Genomic DNA, 18,812 nt, shown 5'->3' on the forward strand with positions numbered 1-18,812 from the left:
CTAGGTTTAAAAACTAGTTACCGAACAAAAAAAAGCACTTAATATTTCAATAGATCGCTATTTATCGATAAACCGCGAGCTTGCTGGTGTGCGCTTTCGCACATTGTGCTGTGTCATTAGATACAAAAAATCCCCCTAAAAATGCAATCACATTCGTAGGGGGATTTTTAAACAACTGAAAATTTATCTAAGCAGAAAACTACTTATCTTTAGGCTTTTCGTTGTACATTTCTTCGATTTCGTCTTGATACTTATCGTTGATAACTTTACGACGCAATTTCTGAGTTGGTGTCAGCTCACCATCATCCATAGAAAATGCTTTTGGTAGCAGTTTGAATTTCTTCACTTGCTCAAACTTAGCCAGTTCTTGCTGTAGGTCATTCACACGCTTTTCTAGCATCTCGACGATTTGGTGATGCTTAACCAGCTCAACGCGATCGTGATACTTGATATTAAGCTCTTTGGCGTACTCTTCTAGCGAGTCATAACAAGGAACAATCAGCGCAGAAACGAATTTGCGTGTATCAGCGATAACAGCAATCTGTTCGATAAAGTGATCTTTACCAATCGCGCCTTCAACCACTTGCGGTGCAATGTACTTACCGCCAGAGGTTTTCATCAGCTCTTTGATACGATCGGTAATGAACAGGTTACCATTTTCATCAAAATGACCCGCATCACCGGTTTTCAAGAAACCGTGCTCATCGAATGTCTTAGCTGTCTCTTCTGGCATCTTGTAGTAGCCACGCATCACCATTGGGCCACGAACAAGAATCTCGTCCTTCGCACCAATTTTTACTTCTGCGCCCGGCATCGACATACCAATCGAATCAGGGTTAAAACAGCGGTCATCCCAACAAGATACTGTTGCTGTGGTTTCTGTCATGCCGTAGCCAAGTTTTACGTTGATGCCGATAGCATGGAAGAAGCGACCAATCGTCTCATCAAGCTTCGCGCCACCACATGGCATGAAGTTGATGTTACCGCCTAGTAGAGCTCGTAGTTTAGATAGCACAAGCTTATCAGCTAGCGCATGGCTCTTCTTCAGCATCAACGATGGAGTACGACCTTCTTGGTGACAAACTGAAAGCTTTGCTCCCATGTTCACCGCCCAAGTAAATAGCACTTTACGAATAAATGGCGCTTTAGAAACCTTCTCGTGAATCGCAGAGAAGATCTTCTCGTAGAAACGTGGAACCGCACACATTACGGTCGGTTTCACATCACTTAGCGCATCACGTACTTGCATCGTATCTTGCAGGTAGCAGTTAGTTGCGCCTTTATAGAGAACGTAGAACGTCCAAGCACGCTCAAATACGTGTGATAACGGTAGGAAACACAATGAGACATCATCTTTGCTTAGGCTAAGGCGCTCATCGTGGCCTTCTAACTGGTAACCAATATTGGTGTAATCAAGCATTACGCCTTTTGGCTGACCTGTGGTACCAGAGGTATAGATAAGAGTCAGCAGGTCGTCCATGCTTGCGTCAGCAAGACGCACGTCAAGTTCAGCTTGTTGTGCTTCAATGCCACGCGCCATGAAGTCATTCCAAGATACGGCAAAGCTGTGTCCTTGCAGGTCGATGTCATTAGACATAGCCACAACAACTTCTAGCTGCTCGCACTCTTCAAACAGGCTAACCGCCGCATCGAATTGAACTTGCTCACCAACGAATAAGATCTTCACATCTGCATTTTGGATGATGTAAGAAGACTGTGCTGCTGTGTTCGTTGGATAAATCGGCACAGTCACAAGGCGTGCTTGTAACGATGCAAAATCTGCCACGGTCCATTGAGGCATATTGTTCGAATAGATACCGATCTTATCCTGAACTCTCAGTCCTTGAGCCAACAGTGCTAATGAAAGCGTATCGATTTGTTGTCCAAACTGTTCCCAGCTAATGCCTTGCCATACATTGTCTACTTTGTGCTTCAAAGCTGTACGGTTGCCGCCTTGGGCAATTTGGTCACGAAGTCTTTTTACGATATGAAAATCTAAATTGGCCATCTCTTTACCTTTAGGCTTACACCTGTAAGCTTTTTTGAGCGCACAAGTGTACCTCTGATCATGGAAAAGGCAACTGATGAAGCTCAAAGTTATCAGTAATAGTACGTCTAACGCTAAGTTTTCTACCCACTAAAATAGCGCGCATAAAAAAGCCCCAAGCCAGACTCCTAGCTTAGGGCTTATAAATCATAGGGATTAGTGTCTAGTTAAGTGCCACTACTTCGCCACAGATCATCATTAACTGATCTCGTAACCAAATGTGTCCTTTATCCTTTTCACTTGATTCGTGCCAGCTTAGGAAGCCAGAAATCGCCGCATTATCGAATGGGAAATCTAGAATCTGAAGCTGCTCTTTGTTTGCTGCATGTTCTACCATCCAACGAGGAGCAATTGTTACTAGTTCAGATTGGCCTACAACGTAAAGAACGTTGCTCAAGCTCGTACCTTCGTAGAAAGGCGTGCAATCTAGGTCACGGTAAGCTTGCTCAGAGAAGCTACGTTGACCGTGGATGCGAGACAGTTTCGCGTGCTTTTCGTTAAGCAGCTCTGCCGCAGAAACTTCACCGTTGATACGTGGGTGAGAAGCAGAAGCAACCACAACTAATTCGTCTTGGAAGATTTCAGTGCTTGAGAAGCCTTGCTCATCAAAACGAGCGTAATCAATAACGAAGTCGATTTCTTGGTAGCGCATACGCTCAGAAAGTTGACGATCGAATTCAGCATCCATGTGCAGTTTAACGCTCGGTGCTTGGTCGTTGATTGTCGACATAATCTTAGGAGCAAAACGCATGTCACAAGGGCTGCAAATCGCAAGTTTGAACAGGCGAGAAGACGACTCTGGAGAGAACACAGAACTTGGTAGTTCGTTGCGTACTAATTGTAGCGCTTGGCGGATTGGACCAAACAACTGACGAGCACGTTGAGTCGGTTGAATACCACGACCTTGACGCATGAATAGTTCGTCGTTAAACATCACTTTTAGACGAGCAACAGCGTTACTTACAGCAGGCTGAGACATACCCAGATTGTGAGCTGCACGTGTAATGTTTTGCTCTTGCATAACTGCATCAAATACAGTCAAAAGATTTAAGTCGACTCCACGAAGTGTGCTTTCCATTCTGTAGCTTGCAATAGCACTCATTGCGTCTTTTTTATCTAACATTCAAGTTGCCTCTTGTCGGTTCGACAGCGTTTAATTGGTAATGGTATGAGAATAGATAACCACTAATTCTTATATTTATCAGACCGATGTTTTTCGGATTGACATTACTATTAACCAATACATCTCGAGCTACCAACAAGATTGATAAAGAATAATTTTATTTTATCTTAATGATTAAATAACATCTAAAAATCAGTAATTTATAGAGTTATAAAAAAATATAAAAAGCTTAACTTATGAGTTTGATTTCGACTTATTTAGCTGTTCTATCTTTTGGTTACAATTGTTACAATTTATTGAACCGATGAATTAGTTGACCAGCTAATTCAGAAATAACACTTATGAGTTAGGTGAGCGATGCATAACTTGGAAAGTCTACCTTGTCCCAAAGTTGCTTTCTTAAGTCATCTTGACTAGACCAATTCCCCGCTAATACCCACTCAACGAGTGCACTTGCCACGTCTGGATAGGTGACCACTTCAGCCTGTTTTTCACTGAGCCAAGTACGCAAGATAGCCGCATCTAAAAAGGTCATGGTTTGAGCTAACCCAAGAGCCTCTAGCGTCGCTACATTGCTCTGTTGTTCGAACTGCCCTTCAAGTGGTTTGAGAAGCAATTTCTTCCCCAAAGTGAGGGCTTCAGATGGCAATTCAAAGCCACCATTTGCGACCACACCAGAGCACTGATTGAGGTCGAATTGGAAGCCAGCATGACTGAGTGGTTTGAACTCAATATTTTCAACTCGACTGTGCTCAATAACATCCGGGTGGTAACAGACAAAGTTGTGCGAAATAAACTTCATCAGCAGTTCTGAGATCGACTCAAGATCCTCAAATGGCAAATAGACCAACGTAAAGTCTTGTGTTGTTTTAGTTTGTTGATCACCAACCAGCGTGTGAACGATAGGCGGTAATATAGGCTGTTCAAAGTGATACCAGTGCAAGCCAATAGAGTGCTCGGTTGGGGCGAAATGTTGAATCACTGAATGTTCAATCCAGTTGCCCCCTTCTTTGGGTACATCGTAACGAAACGCATTCTGATGGCTTATCCCAATACATGGCACACCTTGTCTCTTAGCTGCCCATGCAGTGACAGGCTCAAAATCATTAATCACTAAGTCATAAGGCGTAAGATCGATCTGGTTAATCTCACGGAGAAATCGCCAGATGTTGTTCTTCATGAATGTTTTGCCGTATTTAACCTGCCCCTGCTCGCTGTAAAAAGTTAAGCCGCTGCGGGTCTGATAGTTGCCAAACGCTTCCATCGAAAAGTATTTGCTCTCATCTCGCCCAGAGAACAGAAAATCGACATCAATATTTTGCTGACGAAAAGCGACGGCCATTGCTCTCGCTCGAGCAATGTGCCCATTCCCTGTGCCTTGTACGCCATATAAAATTTTCATGCATGTTCCTTTAAATTTACCACTTAAGCTCGGCAGTGGTTACCAACAAAATGATTACAGGATGAAACTGATAGCGAGGCTGGTACAAGCGATGCCCAAGGCTGCGCCAATCAGTACGTCCGTTAAAAAGTGCACACCGAGCAAGATTCGAGAGCCTGCAATCGCAGTTGCCCACACCAAGCTAAAGAGGTACAAGTTCGGATAGAAATGCCCGATTAGGGTCGCCATAACAAAAGCAGCAGCGGAATGCCCTGAAGGCAGGCTGTATTTATCGGATGGCACAATATGAGAGTGAAGTAGTGAAGAGAATTCAGCTGGTCGACGGCGCTTGAGGGTATTTTTGGCAAACCAGTAAATAGGCAATTCGATTGCGAAGGCGGTTAAGCCCACCAATAGAAAGTCTCGACCGGTGTTGCTATCGGCCAGCAGTGCAATCAAGGCAATCAAAATATAAAGGTGTCCATCTCCAGTATGAGACACCGCTTTACTGAGCGTTGCATGTTGCCCGCCATAGCGGTTGTTTAAACAGAAAACAGAAAATGCCACATCCCAGCGGACAATAGGTTCGATAGTACGCATACGATCTCCTTAACAATCCTTATTCAGTTAAGGCTCAAGTTATGCTCAACAAATGACAGTTAAGTGACGTTTTGAATGAACTAAAATGAAATTTCCCATGCTTGATAGGCTGGTCAATGGATCAAGTCAGGATAGCGATAGAAGCAGCCGATAAAAATAAAGCGACCCAAGGCCGCTTTATTCTTCTATGATTTCACTTCTTTATATAAGCAAGCAAACGCTACTTCTATCCTGCTAATGGCTATAGCGTTCGCTAACGATAATGGAGCTCACTAATAATAGTAGTACTCGCAAATGATAATAGCGCTAAAGGCTATAGGGCTAATGGCTCGTGCTTTTTCACCAAACCGAAATCCGCCAATATCGCGTAAGCAGCAGGGATCATAAACAGTACCAGTAAGGTCGAGGCAAATATACCGAACACGATCGAAATAACCAGTGGCTGGATAACCTGAGCCTGTAAGCTGGTTTCCGTCAACAGCGGTAGCAAACCTGCCGCAGTCGTCATTGAGGTCAAGAATACCGCACGGAAACGCTCACGACTGGCTTTCACCACCGAGTCATGCACGCTATCTCCCTCATCGACATGGTGACGAATGTACTGCACCAACAAGATGGAATCATTAACCACAATACCGGCAAGCGACACAAACCCCATCATGCTTGGCATACTCAAAGAGTGGCCAAGTATCCAGTGACCAACGACCACCCCAATAAAGGCGAGTGGAATCGCTAACATCACGACCACAGGCTCTAAGTAGCTTCGGAATTGATAACTAAGAATCGCAAACACGCCGAATAAGCCAAGCAAGAACCCTTTGCCCATCGAAGCGCCCGTCTTGGCTGCATCCTTGGCCTCCCCTTCGAAATCAAAGCGTAAACCCGGGTACTTCTGAATAAGTTTGGCGGCTTCATCTTTTTGGAACTGAGCCAAAATCGCGGATGAACTCGCTTTCTTATTATCAATATCACCAAAGATACTGATGGTTCTCAGCCCATCAATACGCTGAATGCGCACGTAGTTACGCTGGAAATCTAATGTCGCCAACGTTGCTAGCGGGATCTGACTGCCATCAGCGGTAATGATTGGGAAGTTAGCTAGCTGTTGTATGTCGCCCGCTTGCTCCTTATTAAGACGCACTTCAATCGAGATATTCTCAACGCCGATTTGAATTTCGTCCGCCGTTTGCCCAAAGAAAGCCGCTCGTAACTGAGATGCAATCATCTGCCCATTCACATTATAAGTTTCGGCTCCAGGGCGCAGCTTCACTAAGATCTCTTCTTTCCCCATGCGCATATCATCAAGCACGCCATGCACCCCATCAAACTGATTAAGGTACTCCTGAATATCCAAAGAAGCAGATTTCAACGCGCTCAGGTCATCGTGTTTGGCGCGGATTTCAATAGCACGACCGCCCGGGCCCATAGTTGGCTGCTTGAACACCAATGAAATAGGATCTGCTAAGTCGCCAATATCCTCTCGCCATGCATCAATGAAGTCATCGATAATCGTATTACGGCTCTCTGCTCCGCGTAAATCTAAGCGCACTGTGGCTAAGTGTGGGCCAGATTCATTGGCATCGGCGTTAGCATTGAATTGGCTAGTGATATGCTCGACCAGTGTATTGCCTTCTTCAACCTCTTCGCTCCATTGCTTGTTTAAACGCTCAGCAGACGCGACAATTTTGTCGACCACTTTCTCGGTTTGAGACAGTGATGCGCCCGGCGGAAGAATGATACGCGCCTCGGCAATATCGCCATCCAGCTCCGGGAAAGGTTGAAACTTAACAACGCCACCCGCAATCAAGGCCACCGAAAGCAATAACAGCGTAACCACTCCGCCCATAAAGGCGTAACGGAAGGTCACGACTTTCTCAACCATGTTCATCAAAGTGGTATTACGGAAATTCTCAAACTTCTCAAGCAACACAACCTTAAAACGCAGCGCTGGTTTGTCATTCTTTTCTTTGTGTAATGAATGAGATAGGTGATTAGGTAAAATCAAGAAGGCTTCAATCAAGCTCAACGACAGCACTAAGATAAGTACCTGAGGCACAGCTTTAAGCACCGCGCCCATTTCCCCATCAAGGAACAGTAAACTACCGAAAATACACACTGTGGTCAGGAAAGAAGATAGAACTCCGGGAAGCACTTTCTTGACGCCGTTGTATACCGCGTCATCTACGTTCTGCCCCCGGTCTAAGTGGGAGGCTATCGATTCGGCGATCACGATGGCGTCATCCATCATGATACCAATCGCCATCAATAATCCGACCAACGACATAATGTTGATCGACAAACCCAGGTTGGCCATTAAGAACAGACCACCAAGAAAGGCCACCGGCAACCCCGCCGCTACCCAAAATGAATAACGTAAGCTAAAGAACAGCCACATGGTTGCAAACACCAGCACAATACCTTGCCAGCCATTGCTCACCATCATGGTTAGACGATCCCAAAGTACAGAAGAGAGATCATTGGTCATTTGTAGTGTCACGCCATCAGGAGCAATCGCGCTTTGATCTTCAACGAATCGTGTTACGTTCTCTTTGATTCGCAGCGCATCGTCTTCTTTGTTCTTACTGATCTTAAGCAGCGCCGAAGGCTTGCCATCAAATAACACCTTCTGTTCATCAAGCTCAAAGCGGTCGGTTATTTTGGCGATGTCTCTCAAACGGATCACCGAGCCATTAGGCGCGGATCCAACCACGATGCTTTCCAGCTCAACAGGCGTAATTCGTCTCTCGTCGAAACGAATCAGAAAGTTTTTGTCTGGTGTTTCAACGTTACCACTCGGCAGTTTTACATTCTGTCGACCGATTTGGTCTGCGATATCACCGACACTCAAACCCAACTGACGAATAGCTTGGGTATCCAGTTCCACTCGATATTGATGATCAGAGAAGCCGCTGACCTCGACCAAAGAGACATCGTAATCAAGCTTCATGGTACGCTTAAGATCTTCCGCGTAGGCCTTAAGTTCCGGCCACGACGTTTCGGCTGTTATAGCGATATCAACAACCGGTTCATTCCAATCTAGCTCTTGAACAACAGGCGATTCAATCTCAGTCGGGAAATCATTGATCGAGTTAATCTGGGTTTGCACATCCACCAGCATTCGGCCGATGTCCGCTTTTTCATTTAACTTTAGAATTAAACGAGCGCTGCCTTCGATCGCTTCACACTGAGTCTCTTCAATGTTGGCTAAGCCGTCTACTGCATCTTCCATTCGCACACATAAGCTCTCTTCCACTTCTTGTGGAGAGGCGCCGGGATAGACAATCGCAGCCATAATGTAAGGCGGATCGTAAGCAGGGAAGGTTTCACGTTTGATGGTTGATAGTGAGCTTATACCCAAGATCAACAACCCGAGCATCAACAAGTTTGCTGCTGTTGGGTGCCGAGAGAAAAACTTGATCATGACGCACTCTCCTGAGTATCTGACTCAAGCTCAGCCTCTTCAGAGTTCGATTCTCTCAGTAACATGCCTTCAATTGCTGGCAGGACATCATTGAGAACCAGTTTATCTCCCGTTTGTAGCTCGCCACTCACAACCACTTGATTGTCTCTGCGATAAAGCACTTCAACATTGACTACTTGCAAACGCTGATTTTCATCCATCAGGTAAACCTTATCACCATGCAGTGCTCGCTCTGGAACCACCCAACTCAGATTGGCTACACCCTCAATCTCGGCTTTGACAAACATACCGTTGACCAAAGGCGTTGCACTGTCTGGTTGCAATTGCGAGTAATCTTGAGCGATCTCGAGAATAATCCCCGCCGTCGCTTGGTTTTCATCAACCGTTTCGCTGATTCTTGCCACCTTCGCTGGCCAGCTGAGGTTCAGGTTGCCGCTGTTAAGTTGAATGCTTGCTTTGATCGGCGCTTCATAAGGATTAGGGATCCCTGCAGCATCGCGAGGAAACTGGTTAAAGCTGGAGGCTAAAGTTTGCATATCGTGAATAGAAAGTTGCGCCTCCACTTCCATGACATTAATCCCGTGAGCAATAAACATCTCTTGTTGAAGATTAACCACTTGATTTTGTTCGATATCAACCTGAGCAATTCGCATCGCTCTTGGCAAAGTGATGGTGGTCTTATCGAGAGAGCGTTGCGCCTCTTTCACTTTAGATACGTTGACCTTGATCACCGCTTCCGCGACGCGTTTTTCATCTGGCATTAACGCGATTTGGTTCGCAATATCCAACACCAGTTTCTGCTGAGACAATGCGCTTTGTTGTTGCAGGTCGACATCCGATTGAGAAGTCAGTCCTTTCTTACGCAGATCCTGTTTCCGCTGTAGCTCTTTATTGCTGATCACCAAGCGATTCTTTTCGATCTCAAGAGTCTGATTAAGGTTGTCTTCTTCTTGATTCAATTTCGCTAATGAGGTTTGGCTTGATTTTAGATCCGCCTCTGCTTGTATCAGCTTCAATTCGTAATCCAATGGATCAACCTTGAGCACGACCGTTCCTGCCGGGATCACCTGGCCTTTTTCAAGATCTGGATGTCGATAGACTATTTGTCCTGTTACCTCAGCAATCGCTTTCCATTCAACTTTCGGCACCACTTTGCCAAAGCCAACCGCTAACGGTGCTATCAGTTGTTCTTCTAGGCTCACTGTATCAACTAAGCGAGCCCTATCACCCGCAGGTTTGGTGGGAAGATCCGGCTTCAAGTTAATCGCGGCGACAAGGCCAATCACACCAACCGCAAGTGCTGGAAAGAAGAGTAGTTTTTTATTTATTTTCATTATCATTGGTCCTGCACGGAAGAAGGGCTCGGTGCGTTAATAAAGCCTTCAGTCATCAATTGAATGTTGTGTTCGATTAAACGATTAAGAAATTCTTCATTAATCTCAATCCCATGAATTGCCAATAAAGGCGGCGGAGCGATGAAAGGAAACACCATCAAGCTTACATACGAAACACGGCACAATTTTGGATCCATGTTCTGTTTTAAGATGCCTTGTTCAACCAACTTTTCAAAAATGACATCTTGGGCTGGCTTTGCAACATCGAGGAAAACCTTTTCGAGCAACTCTCTTTGCACTTCAGAGGGAGGCATATTCATCACTTGGGCTATCAAGCGAGGAAACTTCGGCACCTTGACCATCTCTTTGTAGTAAGTCCGCATTAAATCAAGAAAGTTCTCATGACTGCTTTCTTCAACCAATCTCTGCATCTGCAATTGCATCGGTCGTAGCGTTTCACGCAGCATCGCTTCAAACAACCCGGCCTTACTGCCAAAGTAATAACGGATCATCGCAATGTTGACACCCGCACGCTCAGCAATCAGGCGCGTCGAGACCTTGTCGTATGGCTGAACGACAAACAGATCACGAGCATGCTCAATCAATAACTGTCGAACATCTAAGTTCTTTTGAGGTCGCCCCGCTTTTCGTGCCGTCATGGTAAAAATCCATCTCTATAATTAATCATCTGATTAATTATAGAGATAAACAGGTGTAACAGTAGAAGATTAATTACTCACTATTTAATCAAGTGATTAATTAGTTTGGTCACGCTTGTGATTTTTTTGGTGAATCGTTCCATCAAAAAGATTTACTACAAAGTTTTAACCTACACATAAGCCAAACGATAAACTAACCCCCCAATACAAAACCACCAATCAGATGATTTACCCAATAACGCCATACAAAACAGCACAAACCAAACCAAAACGTCGCCAATGCACGCTGATATTGGATTTTCTTGTTTGACGCTCAGAATAAATTGCGGTAAATATGGTGTTAACAGTTTATTTACGGATATTTGTGTAATGATTTTTTCTTCTTCTCGACTGCTGAAACTTCTCCTTATCGTGAACCAATCGCGCGGGTAAGTTGTGGGTCAAGAACTACACAAATATTAAAACCCGCGCTGAGCGGGTTTTTTTGTAACTGGCACTTTTAAAAGAACATCATTCTTAATAATAATTTGGATAGCAATCGATTCATTATCGATATAAGGAAGCACCCATGAACGATCAAGTGATAATTTTTGACACGACCTTACGTGATGGCGAGCAAGCGTTGGCAGCAAGCCTTACGGTAAAAGAGAAATTACAGATCGCTTATGCACTTGAACGACTGGGTGTAGATGTTATTGAAGCGGGTTTCCCTGTGTCATCGCCAGGCGATTTCGAATCAGTACAAACCATCGCAAAAAATATTAAAGATAGCCGCATCTGTGCGCTTTCTCGTGCCGTTGCAAAAGATATCGACGCCGCTGCCGAAGCACTAAAAGTGGCTGACCAGTTCCGTATTCATACCTTCATCTCAACATCAACAGTTCACGTACAAGACAAATTACGCCGCAGCTACGACGATGTTGTCGAGATGGCAGTGAAAGCAGTAAAACATGCGCGTAACTATACCGATGATGTTGAGTTCTCTTGTGAAGATGCCGGTCGTACACCTATCGACAACCTATGTCGTATGGTTGAAGCCGCTATCAACGCTGGCGCAAAAACCATCAACATTCCAGACACCGTAGGCTACACAGTACCGAATGAATTTGGTGGCATTATCCAAACGCTATTTGATCGCGTACCAAACATCGATCAAGCGATCATCTCTGTTCACTGTCACGATGACTTAGGCATGTCGGTTGCTAACTCAATTGCTGCCGTTCAAGCAGGTGCTCGACAAATTGAAGGCACAATCAATGGTATTGGTGAGCGTGCGGGTAACTGTTCTTTAGAAGAAATTGCAATGATCATCAAAACTCGTCAAGAGCTATTAGGTGTTCATACCGGTTTGGACCACAAAGAGATTCACCGTACCAGTAAGTTGGTTAGCCAGCTTTGCCATATGCCAATTCAAGACAACAAGGCAATCGTAGGTGCTAACGCATTCAGCCACTCTTCAGGTATCCACCAAGACGGCATGCTTAAGAACAAGAACACTTACGAGATCATGACACCTGAGTCTATTGGCTTGAAAAACAAAGCATTGAACCTAACCAGCCGCAGTGGTCGTGCCGCAGTTAAAAGCCACATGGACGCAATGGGCTACAAAGACAATGAGTACAACCTAGATTCATTGTATGAAGACTTCTTGAAACTGGCTGACCGTAAAGGCCAAGTGTTCGATTACGATCTAGAAGCACTAATGCACTTCGCAAACCTACGTGACGAAGATGACTTCTATAAACTTAACTACCTAAGCGTACAATCTGGTAGTGTAATGTCTACCACCAGCATCAAGCTGCAATGTGGTGACGAAGAGAAATGCGAAGCGGCTGTCGGTAACGGCCCGGTTGATGCTTTATACCAATGTATCTACCGCTTAACGGGTTACGAAATTGCATTGGATAAATTCGACCTTACCGCGAAAGGTGAAGGCGAAGATGGCTTAGGCCAAGCTGATATTATTGCTAACTATAAAGGCCGCAAGTACCACGGTACGGGCGTTTCAACGGATATCGTTGAAGCCTCTGGTCAAGCGCTACTGCACGTTATTAATAGCATTCAACGCGCAGACACCATTGCTGAAATGAAGCAGCAAAGAATCGCAACAGTTTAAACACCCAATAACAGAGCCCTAGAGCCGATGTTGTTGGCTTTAGGGACAAAATTTAAAACGAGCGAAAGAGCTCAGTAACAAGAATTAAAGGATTAACATGACTGATAAATCATACAAGATTGCCGTACTACCTGGTGATGGCATTGGCCCAGAAGTAATGCAGCAAGCACACAAAGTGCTAGACGCGATTGAAAAGAAGCACGCGATTAGCTTCTCTCGTGAAGAGTATGATGTTGGTGGTATCGCAATTGATAACCACGGCTGTCCACTCCCAGAAGCGACAGTAACAGGCTGTGAAGAATCTGACGCAGTACTATTTGGCTCGGTTGGCGGACCTAAGTGGGAACACCTTCCACCAAACGATCAACCAGAGCGTGGTGCCCTACTTCCTCTACGTAAACACTTCCAATTGTTCTGTAACCTACGCCCTGCACAAATCCACAAAGGTCTAGAGTCTTTCTCTCCTTTGCGTGCTGACATCTCAGGTAACGGCTTCGACATCGTTGTAGTTCGTGAACTAACAGGCGGCATCTACTTCGGCCAACCTAAAGGCCGTGAAGGCGAAGGCGCAACTGAGAAAGCTTTTGATACAGAGGTTTACCACCGTTACGAGATCGAACGTATTGCAAAGATTGCGTTTGAATCTGCACGTCTACGCAACAAAAACGTTTACTCAATCGACAAAGCAAACGTTCTGCAGAGCTCTATCTTATGGCGTGAAGTGGTTGAAGAGATCGCAAAAGATTACCCAGATGTCACGCTAAACCATATGTACATAGACAACGCGACCATGCAGTTAATCAAAGACCCATCTCAGTTTGACGTAATGCTATGTTCAAACATCTTTGGTGACATCATCTCTGATGAATGTGCAATGATCACAGGCTCTATGGGTATGCTTCCTTCTGCAAGCTTAAATGAAAGCAACTTCGGCCTATACGAACCAGCAGGTGGCAGCGCACCAGATATCGCAGGTAAGAACATTGCGAACCCAGTCGCGCAAATCCTTTCTGCAGCGCTAATGCTTCGTTACAGCCTAGGCGAAGAAGCGGCAGCACAAGACATCGAAGCAGCGGTTTCTAAAGCACTTTCTGCAGGCGAACTAACGGCAGACCTTGCAGGCAAGAACCAAGCACTGACTACCTCTGAAATGGGTGACAAGATCGCCGAGTACATCTTAGCTTCATAAGCTAAATGCTCCGATTAGAAGCAAGTACATAAGAATAATATCAAGCCAAGTCAGCGTAAACCGCATGACTTGGCTCGAAACAAACACTGGGACTGATGCTCCCAAGGAAGAAAAGCTATGTCGACAAACCAGCAAGCAAAAACCTTATACGAAAAAGTTTATGACGCTCACGTTGCGGTTGCAGCGAAAGGCGAAACGCCAATTCTTTATATCGATCGTCACTTAGTCCACGAAGTAACGTCGCCACAAGCCTTTGATGGTCTGCGTGAAAAAGGCCGTAAAGTTCGCCAAGTAGGCAAAACTTTTGCGACCATGGATCACAACGTATCGACACAAACTAAAGACATCAACGCTTCTGGTGAGATGGCTCGTATCCAAATGGAAACGCTATCGAAGAACTGTGAAGAGTTTGGTGTCACGCTTTACGATCTAAACCACAAATACCAAGGTATTGTGCACGTAATGGGCCCTGAGCTGGGTATTACACTACCGGGCATGACCATCGTATGTGGTGACTCGCACACGGCTACACACGGTGCATTTGGCTCACTAGCATTCGGTATCGGTACTTCAGAAGTGGAACACGTTCTAGCCACTCAAACGCTAAAACAAGCTCGCGCTAAAACCATGAAGATCGAAGTAAAAGGCAAGGTTGCTCCGGGAATCACAGCAAAAGACATCGTGCTAGCGATCATCGGTAAGACAACGGCAGCTGGCGGTACTGGCTACGTGGTTGAATTCTGTGGTGAGGCAATTACCGACCTTACGATGGAAGGCCGTATGACGGTATGTAACATGGCAATCGAGCTTGGCGCTAAAGCAGGCTTAATCGCTCCAGATGCAACGACATACGAATACATCAAAGGTCGCAAGTTCTCTCCACAAGGTGAAGACTTAGAAGCGGCAATCGAATACTGGGACACATTGAAAACCGATGCTGACGCTGAATTCGATGCAGTTGTTACACTAGAAGCGGCAGACATCAAACCACAAGTCACTTGGGGTACCAACCCAGGCCAGGTTATCTCAGTAGACACACCAATCCCTGCACCAGAAAGCTTCGCAGACCCTGTAGAAAAAGCGTCGGCTGAAAAAGCGCTGGCTTACATGGGCCTTGAAGCAGGTAAATCTCTATCTGATTACAACGTAGATAAAGTGTTCGTGGGTTCTTGTACTAACTCTCGTATCGAAGACATGCGTGCAGCAGCAGCGGTTGCGAAAGGCCGTCAAGTAGCGAAACATGTTCAAGCGCTTATCGTTCCGGGTTCAGAGCAAGTTAAAGCACAAGCTGAAGCTGAAGGCCTAGATAAGATCTTCATCGAAGCCGGCTTTGAATGGCGCTTACCAGGCTGTTCTATGTGTCTTGCAATGAACAACGACCGTCTAGGTCCACAAGAGCGCTGTGCTTCTACATCAAACCGTAACTTTGAAGGTCGCCAAGGCCGTGATGGTCGTACGCACCTAGTTAGCCCAGCAATGGCAGCCGCAGCGGCTATCGCTGGTCACTTTGTCGATATTCGTGAACTTTAATTAGAGGATCTAACATGTCAGGTTTTCAACAACACACCGGATTAGTCGTTCCTCTAGATACGGCCAACATCGATACTGATGCGATCATTCCAAAGCAGTTTCTACAGAAAGTAAACCGCATCGGTTTTGGTAAGCACTTGTTCCATGATTGGCGCTTCCTAGATGACGCAGGCCAACAACCAAACCCTGAGTTTGTAATGAACGAAGCTCGCTACCAAGGCGCTTCAATTCTTCTAGCTCGTGAAAACTTCGGTTGTGGTTCATCTCGTGAACACGCACCGTGGGCGCTTGCCGATTACGGTATTCAAGTGATGATAGCGCCAAGCTTTGCCGACATTTTCTACGGCAACTCGATCAACAACCAAATGGTGCCCGTTCGATTGACTGAGCAAGAGGTGGATGAACTGTTCCAATTCGTTGAAGCGAATGAAGGTGCAGAAATCACGGTTGATCTAGAAGCAATGAAAGTTAGCGCGAACGGCAAAGAGTACTCGTTTGAAATTGATGAGTTCCGTCGTCACTGCTTACTGAATGGTTTAGATAATATCGGCCTTACACTTCAACATGCCGATAAGATCTCAGAGTTTGAAGCTAAGATTCCTAGCTTCCTAAAATAATGAGACGTTTCTGAATAAATCTAAAGGTTGGCCAAGTGCCAACCTTTTTTATTTGGCTAAGCTCTTAACTTAACTTCATATGTTTATTTAAATGAAGGGCAATGAAAGAAAATGGTAAGCCTTAAGGTCTTAGTAGTCAGTCATCAGGAGAATGCCATGAAACAACTACTTTTTATTGTCAGCCTACTTTTCTCAACCTTAGCTTGGTCGGCGCCGAAATCTGAACTTTGGCCATACTGGAATCAAAGCGACGAAACCAATCTAGAACAGGTATCTCACCAAAATTGGCAGCAATTTCTCGATAACTACTTAGTTAAACAAGGGCAAAATACCCTAGTGCGCTATCAAGCAGTGAACACTGCCGATAAGACAAAGCTCAAGCAGTACATCAAGAGACTAGAACAGGTGAATCCGCTCGACTATTCAAAAGCGGAGCAGTATGCCTATTGGGTTAACCTATACAACGCCGTGACTGTTGATTTGATTCTTAATGCATACCCAATTAAATCTATCACTAAGCTCGGCGGACTATTTAGTTTCGGGCCGTGGGGAGATGATGTGGTAGTCATTAACGGGAAATCACTGACACTCAACGACATTGAACACCGAATCCTAAGACCGATTTGGCAAGATCCTCGTACACATTATGCAGTGAACTGTGCCAGCCTAGGTTGCCCTAACTTACAACCTGACGCTTTTACCTCTGACAATACTGAAGCCTTGCTAGAGCAAGCTGCAACTGAGTTTGTAAGCAGTAACAAAGGCGTGCTGGTTACAAACGATAAGCTTCAACTATCATCGATTTACGAATGGTTTGCAGTGGATTTTGGTACAGAGAAACAACTTATTCAGCACTTAGAACAATATCGAACTGAAGCAGTAACCAATACTCAAAACATCAGTTATGAATACGATTGGTCGCTTAACCAAGCAAACTAGCTCTAAGGCTAAAGTTGATCACTAAAGCAAAAAAATAGGCTATAGGTTTTTATTAACCGCTAGGGCGTGTTGACCTTTCGCGGTTAAATTTTGTTCGAGATAAAAGCGTTTTAATCGCGGCGAGGGGGAAGTAGCCTAGTCATTCTAAGCCAATCCCCCTCAACAAAGAGTAAAACGCTTTTAGCCGAACCCTTTGGGCAGCGTTTGCTGGCCATTTCTACTACGTTATCGGCTTCTCATGTAGGCTAGCTACACATCAAAGCCTCTGCCTTGTATAAATACCCAGCAACTCGCTGCAAAAATCAGCTCGAAAGGTCAACACGCCCTTGCCTCTTTTTTATCTATTGAACTGTGTTTCTACTATTAAAAACTTGAGCCCGGTTGCTGCAAGAATTCAATTTCTTCGGGAGTCGAATCTCGCCCTAACACTTCATTACGGTGCGGATAGCGACCAAATCGCTCAATGATAACCTTATGCTTGAACTCAAAATCCAGATTATGTTCCAATCCCGTTTGAGAAAAGAGCTCCACAGCTTGTTCATGGACTAACAAAGATTCACTGTGCATATAAGGCATGTACAGGAAGCTTTTTTGTTGCTCGTTAAGCTGGTGATCAAAACCACCCGCTACCGCTTCTTGGGCTAGAGCCAACGCCATCGGATCAGCCGAAAAAGCTGCCGGACTGTTTCTACCAATATTTCGAGAAAACTGATCAAGCACGATAATCTCAGCCAATCGCCCTTGTGCGTTTTGTCGCCATTCAAATAGCTCGCCTTGAATGGCTGCTTTATGCAATTCAGAAAATCGAGACTCTATCAAAGTGTCAATCTCGGCGCCGCCAGTAAACCAATCTTTAGGCGTCAACTCATCGAACCAAAACTCTAGAACATCCTGATACGTTACCGTCATATAATTCCCTTTAATAAAAAACCGAGTAACGTTGTTATTACTCGGTTTAGTGTTCGATTACTTAAAACCTTTGACCTTCTTTATCAGGTCATAAGCATTTTGAATTTCTTGCGATTTTTCTTTCGCGACATTCATCATCTCAGGCGGTAAGCCCTTCGCCATCAGTTTATCTGGGTGATGTTCATTCATCAGCTTGCGGTAGGCTTTCTTCACCTCTTTACCGTCAGCACTTTCACTCACACCAAGAACCTTATATGCGTCGCCAAGCTGGTTCTGTTGCGAAGCCTGTTGCCAACCTGATGATTGCCCATGACCCTGATGGCCACCAAAGCTTCCACCTTGTTGTTGGAAACGGAACGCAGCTTCTTGCATCTGCAAGCGGCGTTCTAGTTGTTCTGCCGAAAACCCAAGCCCTTGCGCTATTTTATGCAGAACTTGACGTTCACTCGGGTGCAAACTTCCATCCGCAAATGCGGCAGATACCTGAAGCTCTAGAAAAAACTGCAGAAGATCAAAACGACCACCCGATGAGATTTTCACTCGCTCAAGTACGTCGCTCAGTGGGAAGTCGCTCTCTTTGCCGTCACGGAATGCATCTTGCGCAGCTTTGCGCTGTTCGCCATGCAGGTTCATACGCTCCATCATGGTAGAAGCGAGTTGAATCTCTTCTGGCGTTACCTGCCCTTTCGCTTTAGCAACGTGCCCCATAACCGCAAAAGCGGATTTAAAAAACTCGTTCTGTCTTTCTGCTTGGCTTGGACCTCGACCAAAACCAGAGCTATTGAAGCCTGATTGGTTCAATCGGCGAGCTTTATCGAATTGGTGTCCTAAAAACAGACCAAAAACTAAACCGAGCGGCCCTCCAAATAAAAAGCCAAAAAACGCGCCCAAAATTTTGCCAAATATTTGCATTATGTGTTCTCTATCTATGAATTTTATCTGAGTAA

The 18,812-nt window shown here is 45.1% G+C and carries 14 protein-coding genes; 5 read left to right on the top strand and 9 right to left on the bottom strand.

Going from position 1 to position 18,812, the window contains the following annotated elements; genetic code table 11:
* Window positions 1-199: 199 nt before the first annotated feature.
* The 7 genes from MSG38_RS18505 to MSG38_RS18535 all read right to left on the bottom strand — a co-directional run bounded on the left by MSG38_RS18505 (window position 200) and on the right by MSG38_RS18535 (window position 10,565).
* A complete protein-coding gene (locus MSG38_RS18505) occupies window positions 200-2,008 on the bottom strand; it encodes a long-chain fatty acid--CoA ligase (protein ID WP_248402373.1) in 1,809 nt (602 codons plus the stop codon).
* Window positions 2,009-2,210: 202 nt separating this feature from the next.
* Complete coding sequence (gene leuO, locus MSG38_RS18510) at window positions 2,211-3,170, bottom strand: transcriptional regulator LeuO (protein ID WP_019826889.1); 960 nt, start codon at window positions 3,168-3,170, stop codon at window positions 2,211-2,213.
* Window positions 3,171-3,516: 346 nt separating this feature from the next.
* The gene (locus MSG38_RS18515; RefSeq protein WP_248402374.1) at window positions 3,517-4,572 is read right to left on the bottom strand and encodes an MJ1255/VC2487 family glycosyltransferase; all 1,056 of its coding nucleotides are present in this window, start codon (window positions 4,570-4,572) and stop codon (window positions 3,517-3,519) included.
* A gap of 54 nt (window positions 4,573-4,626) precedes the next feature.
* Window positions 4,627-5,151: a phosphatase PAP2 family protein gene (locus MSG38_RS18520; RefSeq protein ID WP_248402375.1), complete on the bottom strand. Its 525-nt coding sequence runs from the start codon at window positions 5,149-5,151 to the stop codon at window positions 4,627-4,629.
* Window positions 5,152-5,464: 313 nt separating this feature from the next.
* Window positions 5,465-8,572 carry an efflux RND transporter permease subunit gene (locus MSG38_RS18525; protein ID WP_248402376.1) on the bottom strand — a complete coding sequence of 1,036 codons (3,108 nt, stop codon included), beginning with the start codon at window positions 8,570-8,572 and terminating at the stop codon, window positions 5,465-5,467.
* Window positions 8,569-9,906 (bottom strand): HlyD family secretion protein, encoded by a 1,338-nt coding sequence (locus MSG38_RS18530; protein WP_248402377.1) that lies wholly within the window; start codon window positions 9,904-9,906, stop codon window positions 8,569-8,571. Before MSG38_RS18530 ends, MSG38_RS18525 begins: the two co-directional genes overlap by 4 nt.
* 2 nt (window positions 9,907-9,908) lie before the next feature.
* Window positions 9,909-10,565, bottom strand: a complete 657-nt coding sequence (locus MSG38_RS18535; protein ID WP_248402378.1) for a TetR/AcrR family transcriptional regulator — start codon at window positions 10,563-10,565, stop codon at window positions 9,909-9,911.
* A 568-nt stretch (window positions 10,566-11,133) separates the two neighbouring features.
* Here MSG38_RS18535 and leuA point away from each other — a divergent pair.
* The 5 genes from leuA (at window position 11,134) to MSG38_RS18560 (ending at window position 16,956) form a co-directional block, all read left to right on the top strand.
* Window positions 11,134-12,681, top strand: coding sequence for a 2-isopropylmalate synthase (gene leuA, locus MSG38_RS18540; RefSeq protein WP_019826902.1), 1,548 nt, complete (start codon window positions 11,134-11,136; stop codon window positions 12,679-12,681).
* A 97-nt stretch (window positions 12,682-12,778) separates the two neighbouring features.
* Window positions 12,779-13,870, top strand: a complete 1,092-nt coding sequence (leuB, locus tag MSG38_RS18545; RefSeq protein ID WP_017061390.1) for a 3-isopropylmalate dehydrogenase — start codon at window positions 12,779-12,781, stop codon at window positions 13,868-13,870.
* 117 nt (window positions 13,871-13,987) lie between these two features.
* Window positions 13,988-15,400: a 3-isopropylmalate dehydratase large subunit gene (gene leuC, locus MSG38_RS18550; protein ID WP_059021564.1), complete on the top strand. Its 1,413-nt coding sequence runs from the start codon at window positions 13,988-13,990 to the stop codon at window positions 15,398-15,400.
* Between the two features lie 14 nt (window positions 15,401-15,414).
* On the top strand, window positions 15,415-16,017 hold the full coding sequence (gene leuD / locus MSG38_RS18555) for a 3-isopropylmalate dehydratase small subunit (protein WP_017061388.1): 603 nt from the start codon (window positions 15,415-15,417) through the stop codon (window positions 16,015-16,017).
* A 156-nt stretch (window positions 16,018-16,173) separates the two neighbouring features.
* Window positions 16,174-16,956, top strand: coding sequence for a DUF547 domain-containing protein (locus MSG38_RS18560; RefSeq protein ID WP_248402379.1), 783 nt, complete (start codon window positions 16,174-16,176; stop codon window positions 16,954-16,956).
* Between the two features lie 363 nt (window positions 16,957-17,319).
* Here MSG38_RS18560 and MSG38_RS18565 read toward each other — a convergent pair whose 3' ends face one another.
* Together MSG38_RS18565 and djlA are read right to left on the bottom strand one after the other, a co-directional pair.
* Window positions 17,320-17,865: a DUF924 family protein gene (locus MSG38_RS18565; RefSeq protein WP_059021567.1), complete on the bottom strand. Its 546-nt coding sequence runs from the start codon at window positions 17,863-17,865 to the stop codon at window positions 17,320-17,322.
* 57 nt (window positions 17,866-17,922) lie between these two features.
* On the bottom strand, window positions 17,923-18,777 hold the full coding sequence (djlA, locus tag MSG38_RS18570) for a co-chaperone DjlA (RefSeq protein ID WP_010434455.1): 855 nt from the start codon (window positions 18,775-18,777) through the stop codon (window positions 17,923-17,925).
* Window positions 18,778-18,812 lie beyond the last annotated feature (35 nt).

It is taken from the genome of Vibrio sp. 1CM24A, assembly GCF_023161725.1.
Classification (GTDB): domain Bacteria; phylum Pseudomonadota; class Gammaproteobacteria; order Enterobacterales; family Vibrionaceae; genus Vibrio; species Vibrio coralliirubri.

Excerpts from the sequence above, each read along its gene's own strand:
- MSG38_RS18515 (WP_248402374.1), bottom strand. The coding sequence starts at position 4,572 with ATGAAAATTTTATATGGCGTACAAGGCACAGGGAATGGGCACATTGCT.
- leuO (WP_019826889.1), bottom strand. The coding sequence starts at position 3,170 with ATGTTAGATAAAAAAGACGCAATGAGTGCTATTGCAAGCTACAGAATG.
- MSG38_RS18525 (WP_248402376.1), bottom strand. The coding sequence starts at position 8,572 with ATGATCAAGTTTTTCTCTCGGCACCCAACAGCAGCAAACTTGTTGATG.
- leuA (WP_019826902.1), top strand. The coding sequence starts at position 11,134 with ATGAACGATCAAGTGATAATTTTTGACACGACCTTACGTGATGGCGAG.
- leuC (WP_059021564.1), top strand. The coding sequence starts at position 13,988 with ATGTCGACAAACCAGCAAGCAAAAACCTTATACGAAAAAGTTTATGAC.
- leuB (WP_017061390.1), top strand. The coding sequence starts at position 12,779 with ATGACTGATAAATCATACAAGATTGCCGTACTACCTGGTGATGGCATT.
- MSG38_RS18535 (WP_248402378.1), bottom strand. The coding sequence starts at position 10,565 with ATGACGGCACGAAAAGCGGGGCGACCTCAAAAGAACTTAGATGTTCGA.
- MSG38_RS18520 (WP_248402375.1), bottom strand. The coding sequence starts at position 5,151 with ATGCGTACTATCGAACCTATTGTCCGCTGGGATGTGGCATTTTCTGTT.
- MSG38_RS18560 (WP_248402379.1), top strand. The coding sequence starts at position 16,174 with ATGAAACAACTACTTTTTATTGTCAGCCTACTTTTCTCAACCTTAGCT.
- MSG38_RS18565 (WP_059021567.1), bottom strand. The coding sequence starts at position 17,865 with ATGACGGTAACGTATCAGGATGTTCTAGAGTTTTGGTTCGATGAGTTG.
- leuD (WP_017061388.1), top strand. The coding sequence starts at position 15,415 with ATGTCAGGTTTTCAACAACACACCGGATTAGTCGTTCCTCTAGATACG.
- MSG38_RS18530 (WP_248402377.1), bottom strand. The coding sequence starts at position 9,906 with ATGAAAATAAATAAAAAACTACTCTTCTTTCCAGCACTTGCGGTTGGT.
- djlA (WP_010434455.1), bottom strand. The coding sequence starts at position 18,777 with ATGCAAATATTTGGCAAAATTTTGGGCGCGTTTTTTGGCTTTTTATTT.
- MSG38_RS18505 (WP_248402373.1), bottom strand. The coding sequence starts at position 2,008 with ATGGCCAATTTAGATTTTCATATCGTAAAAAGACTTCGTGACCAAATT.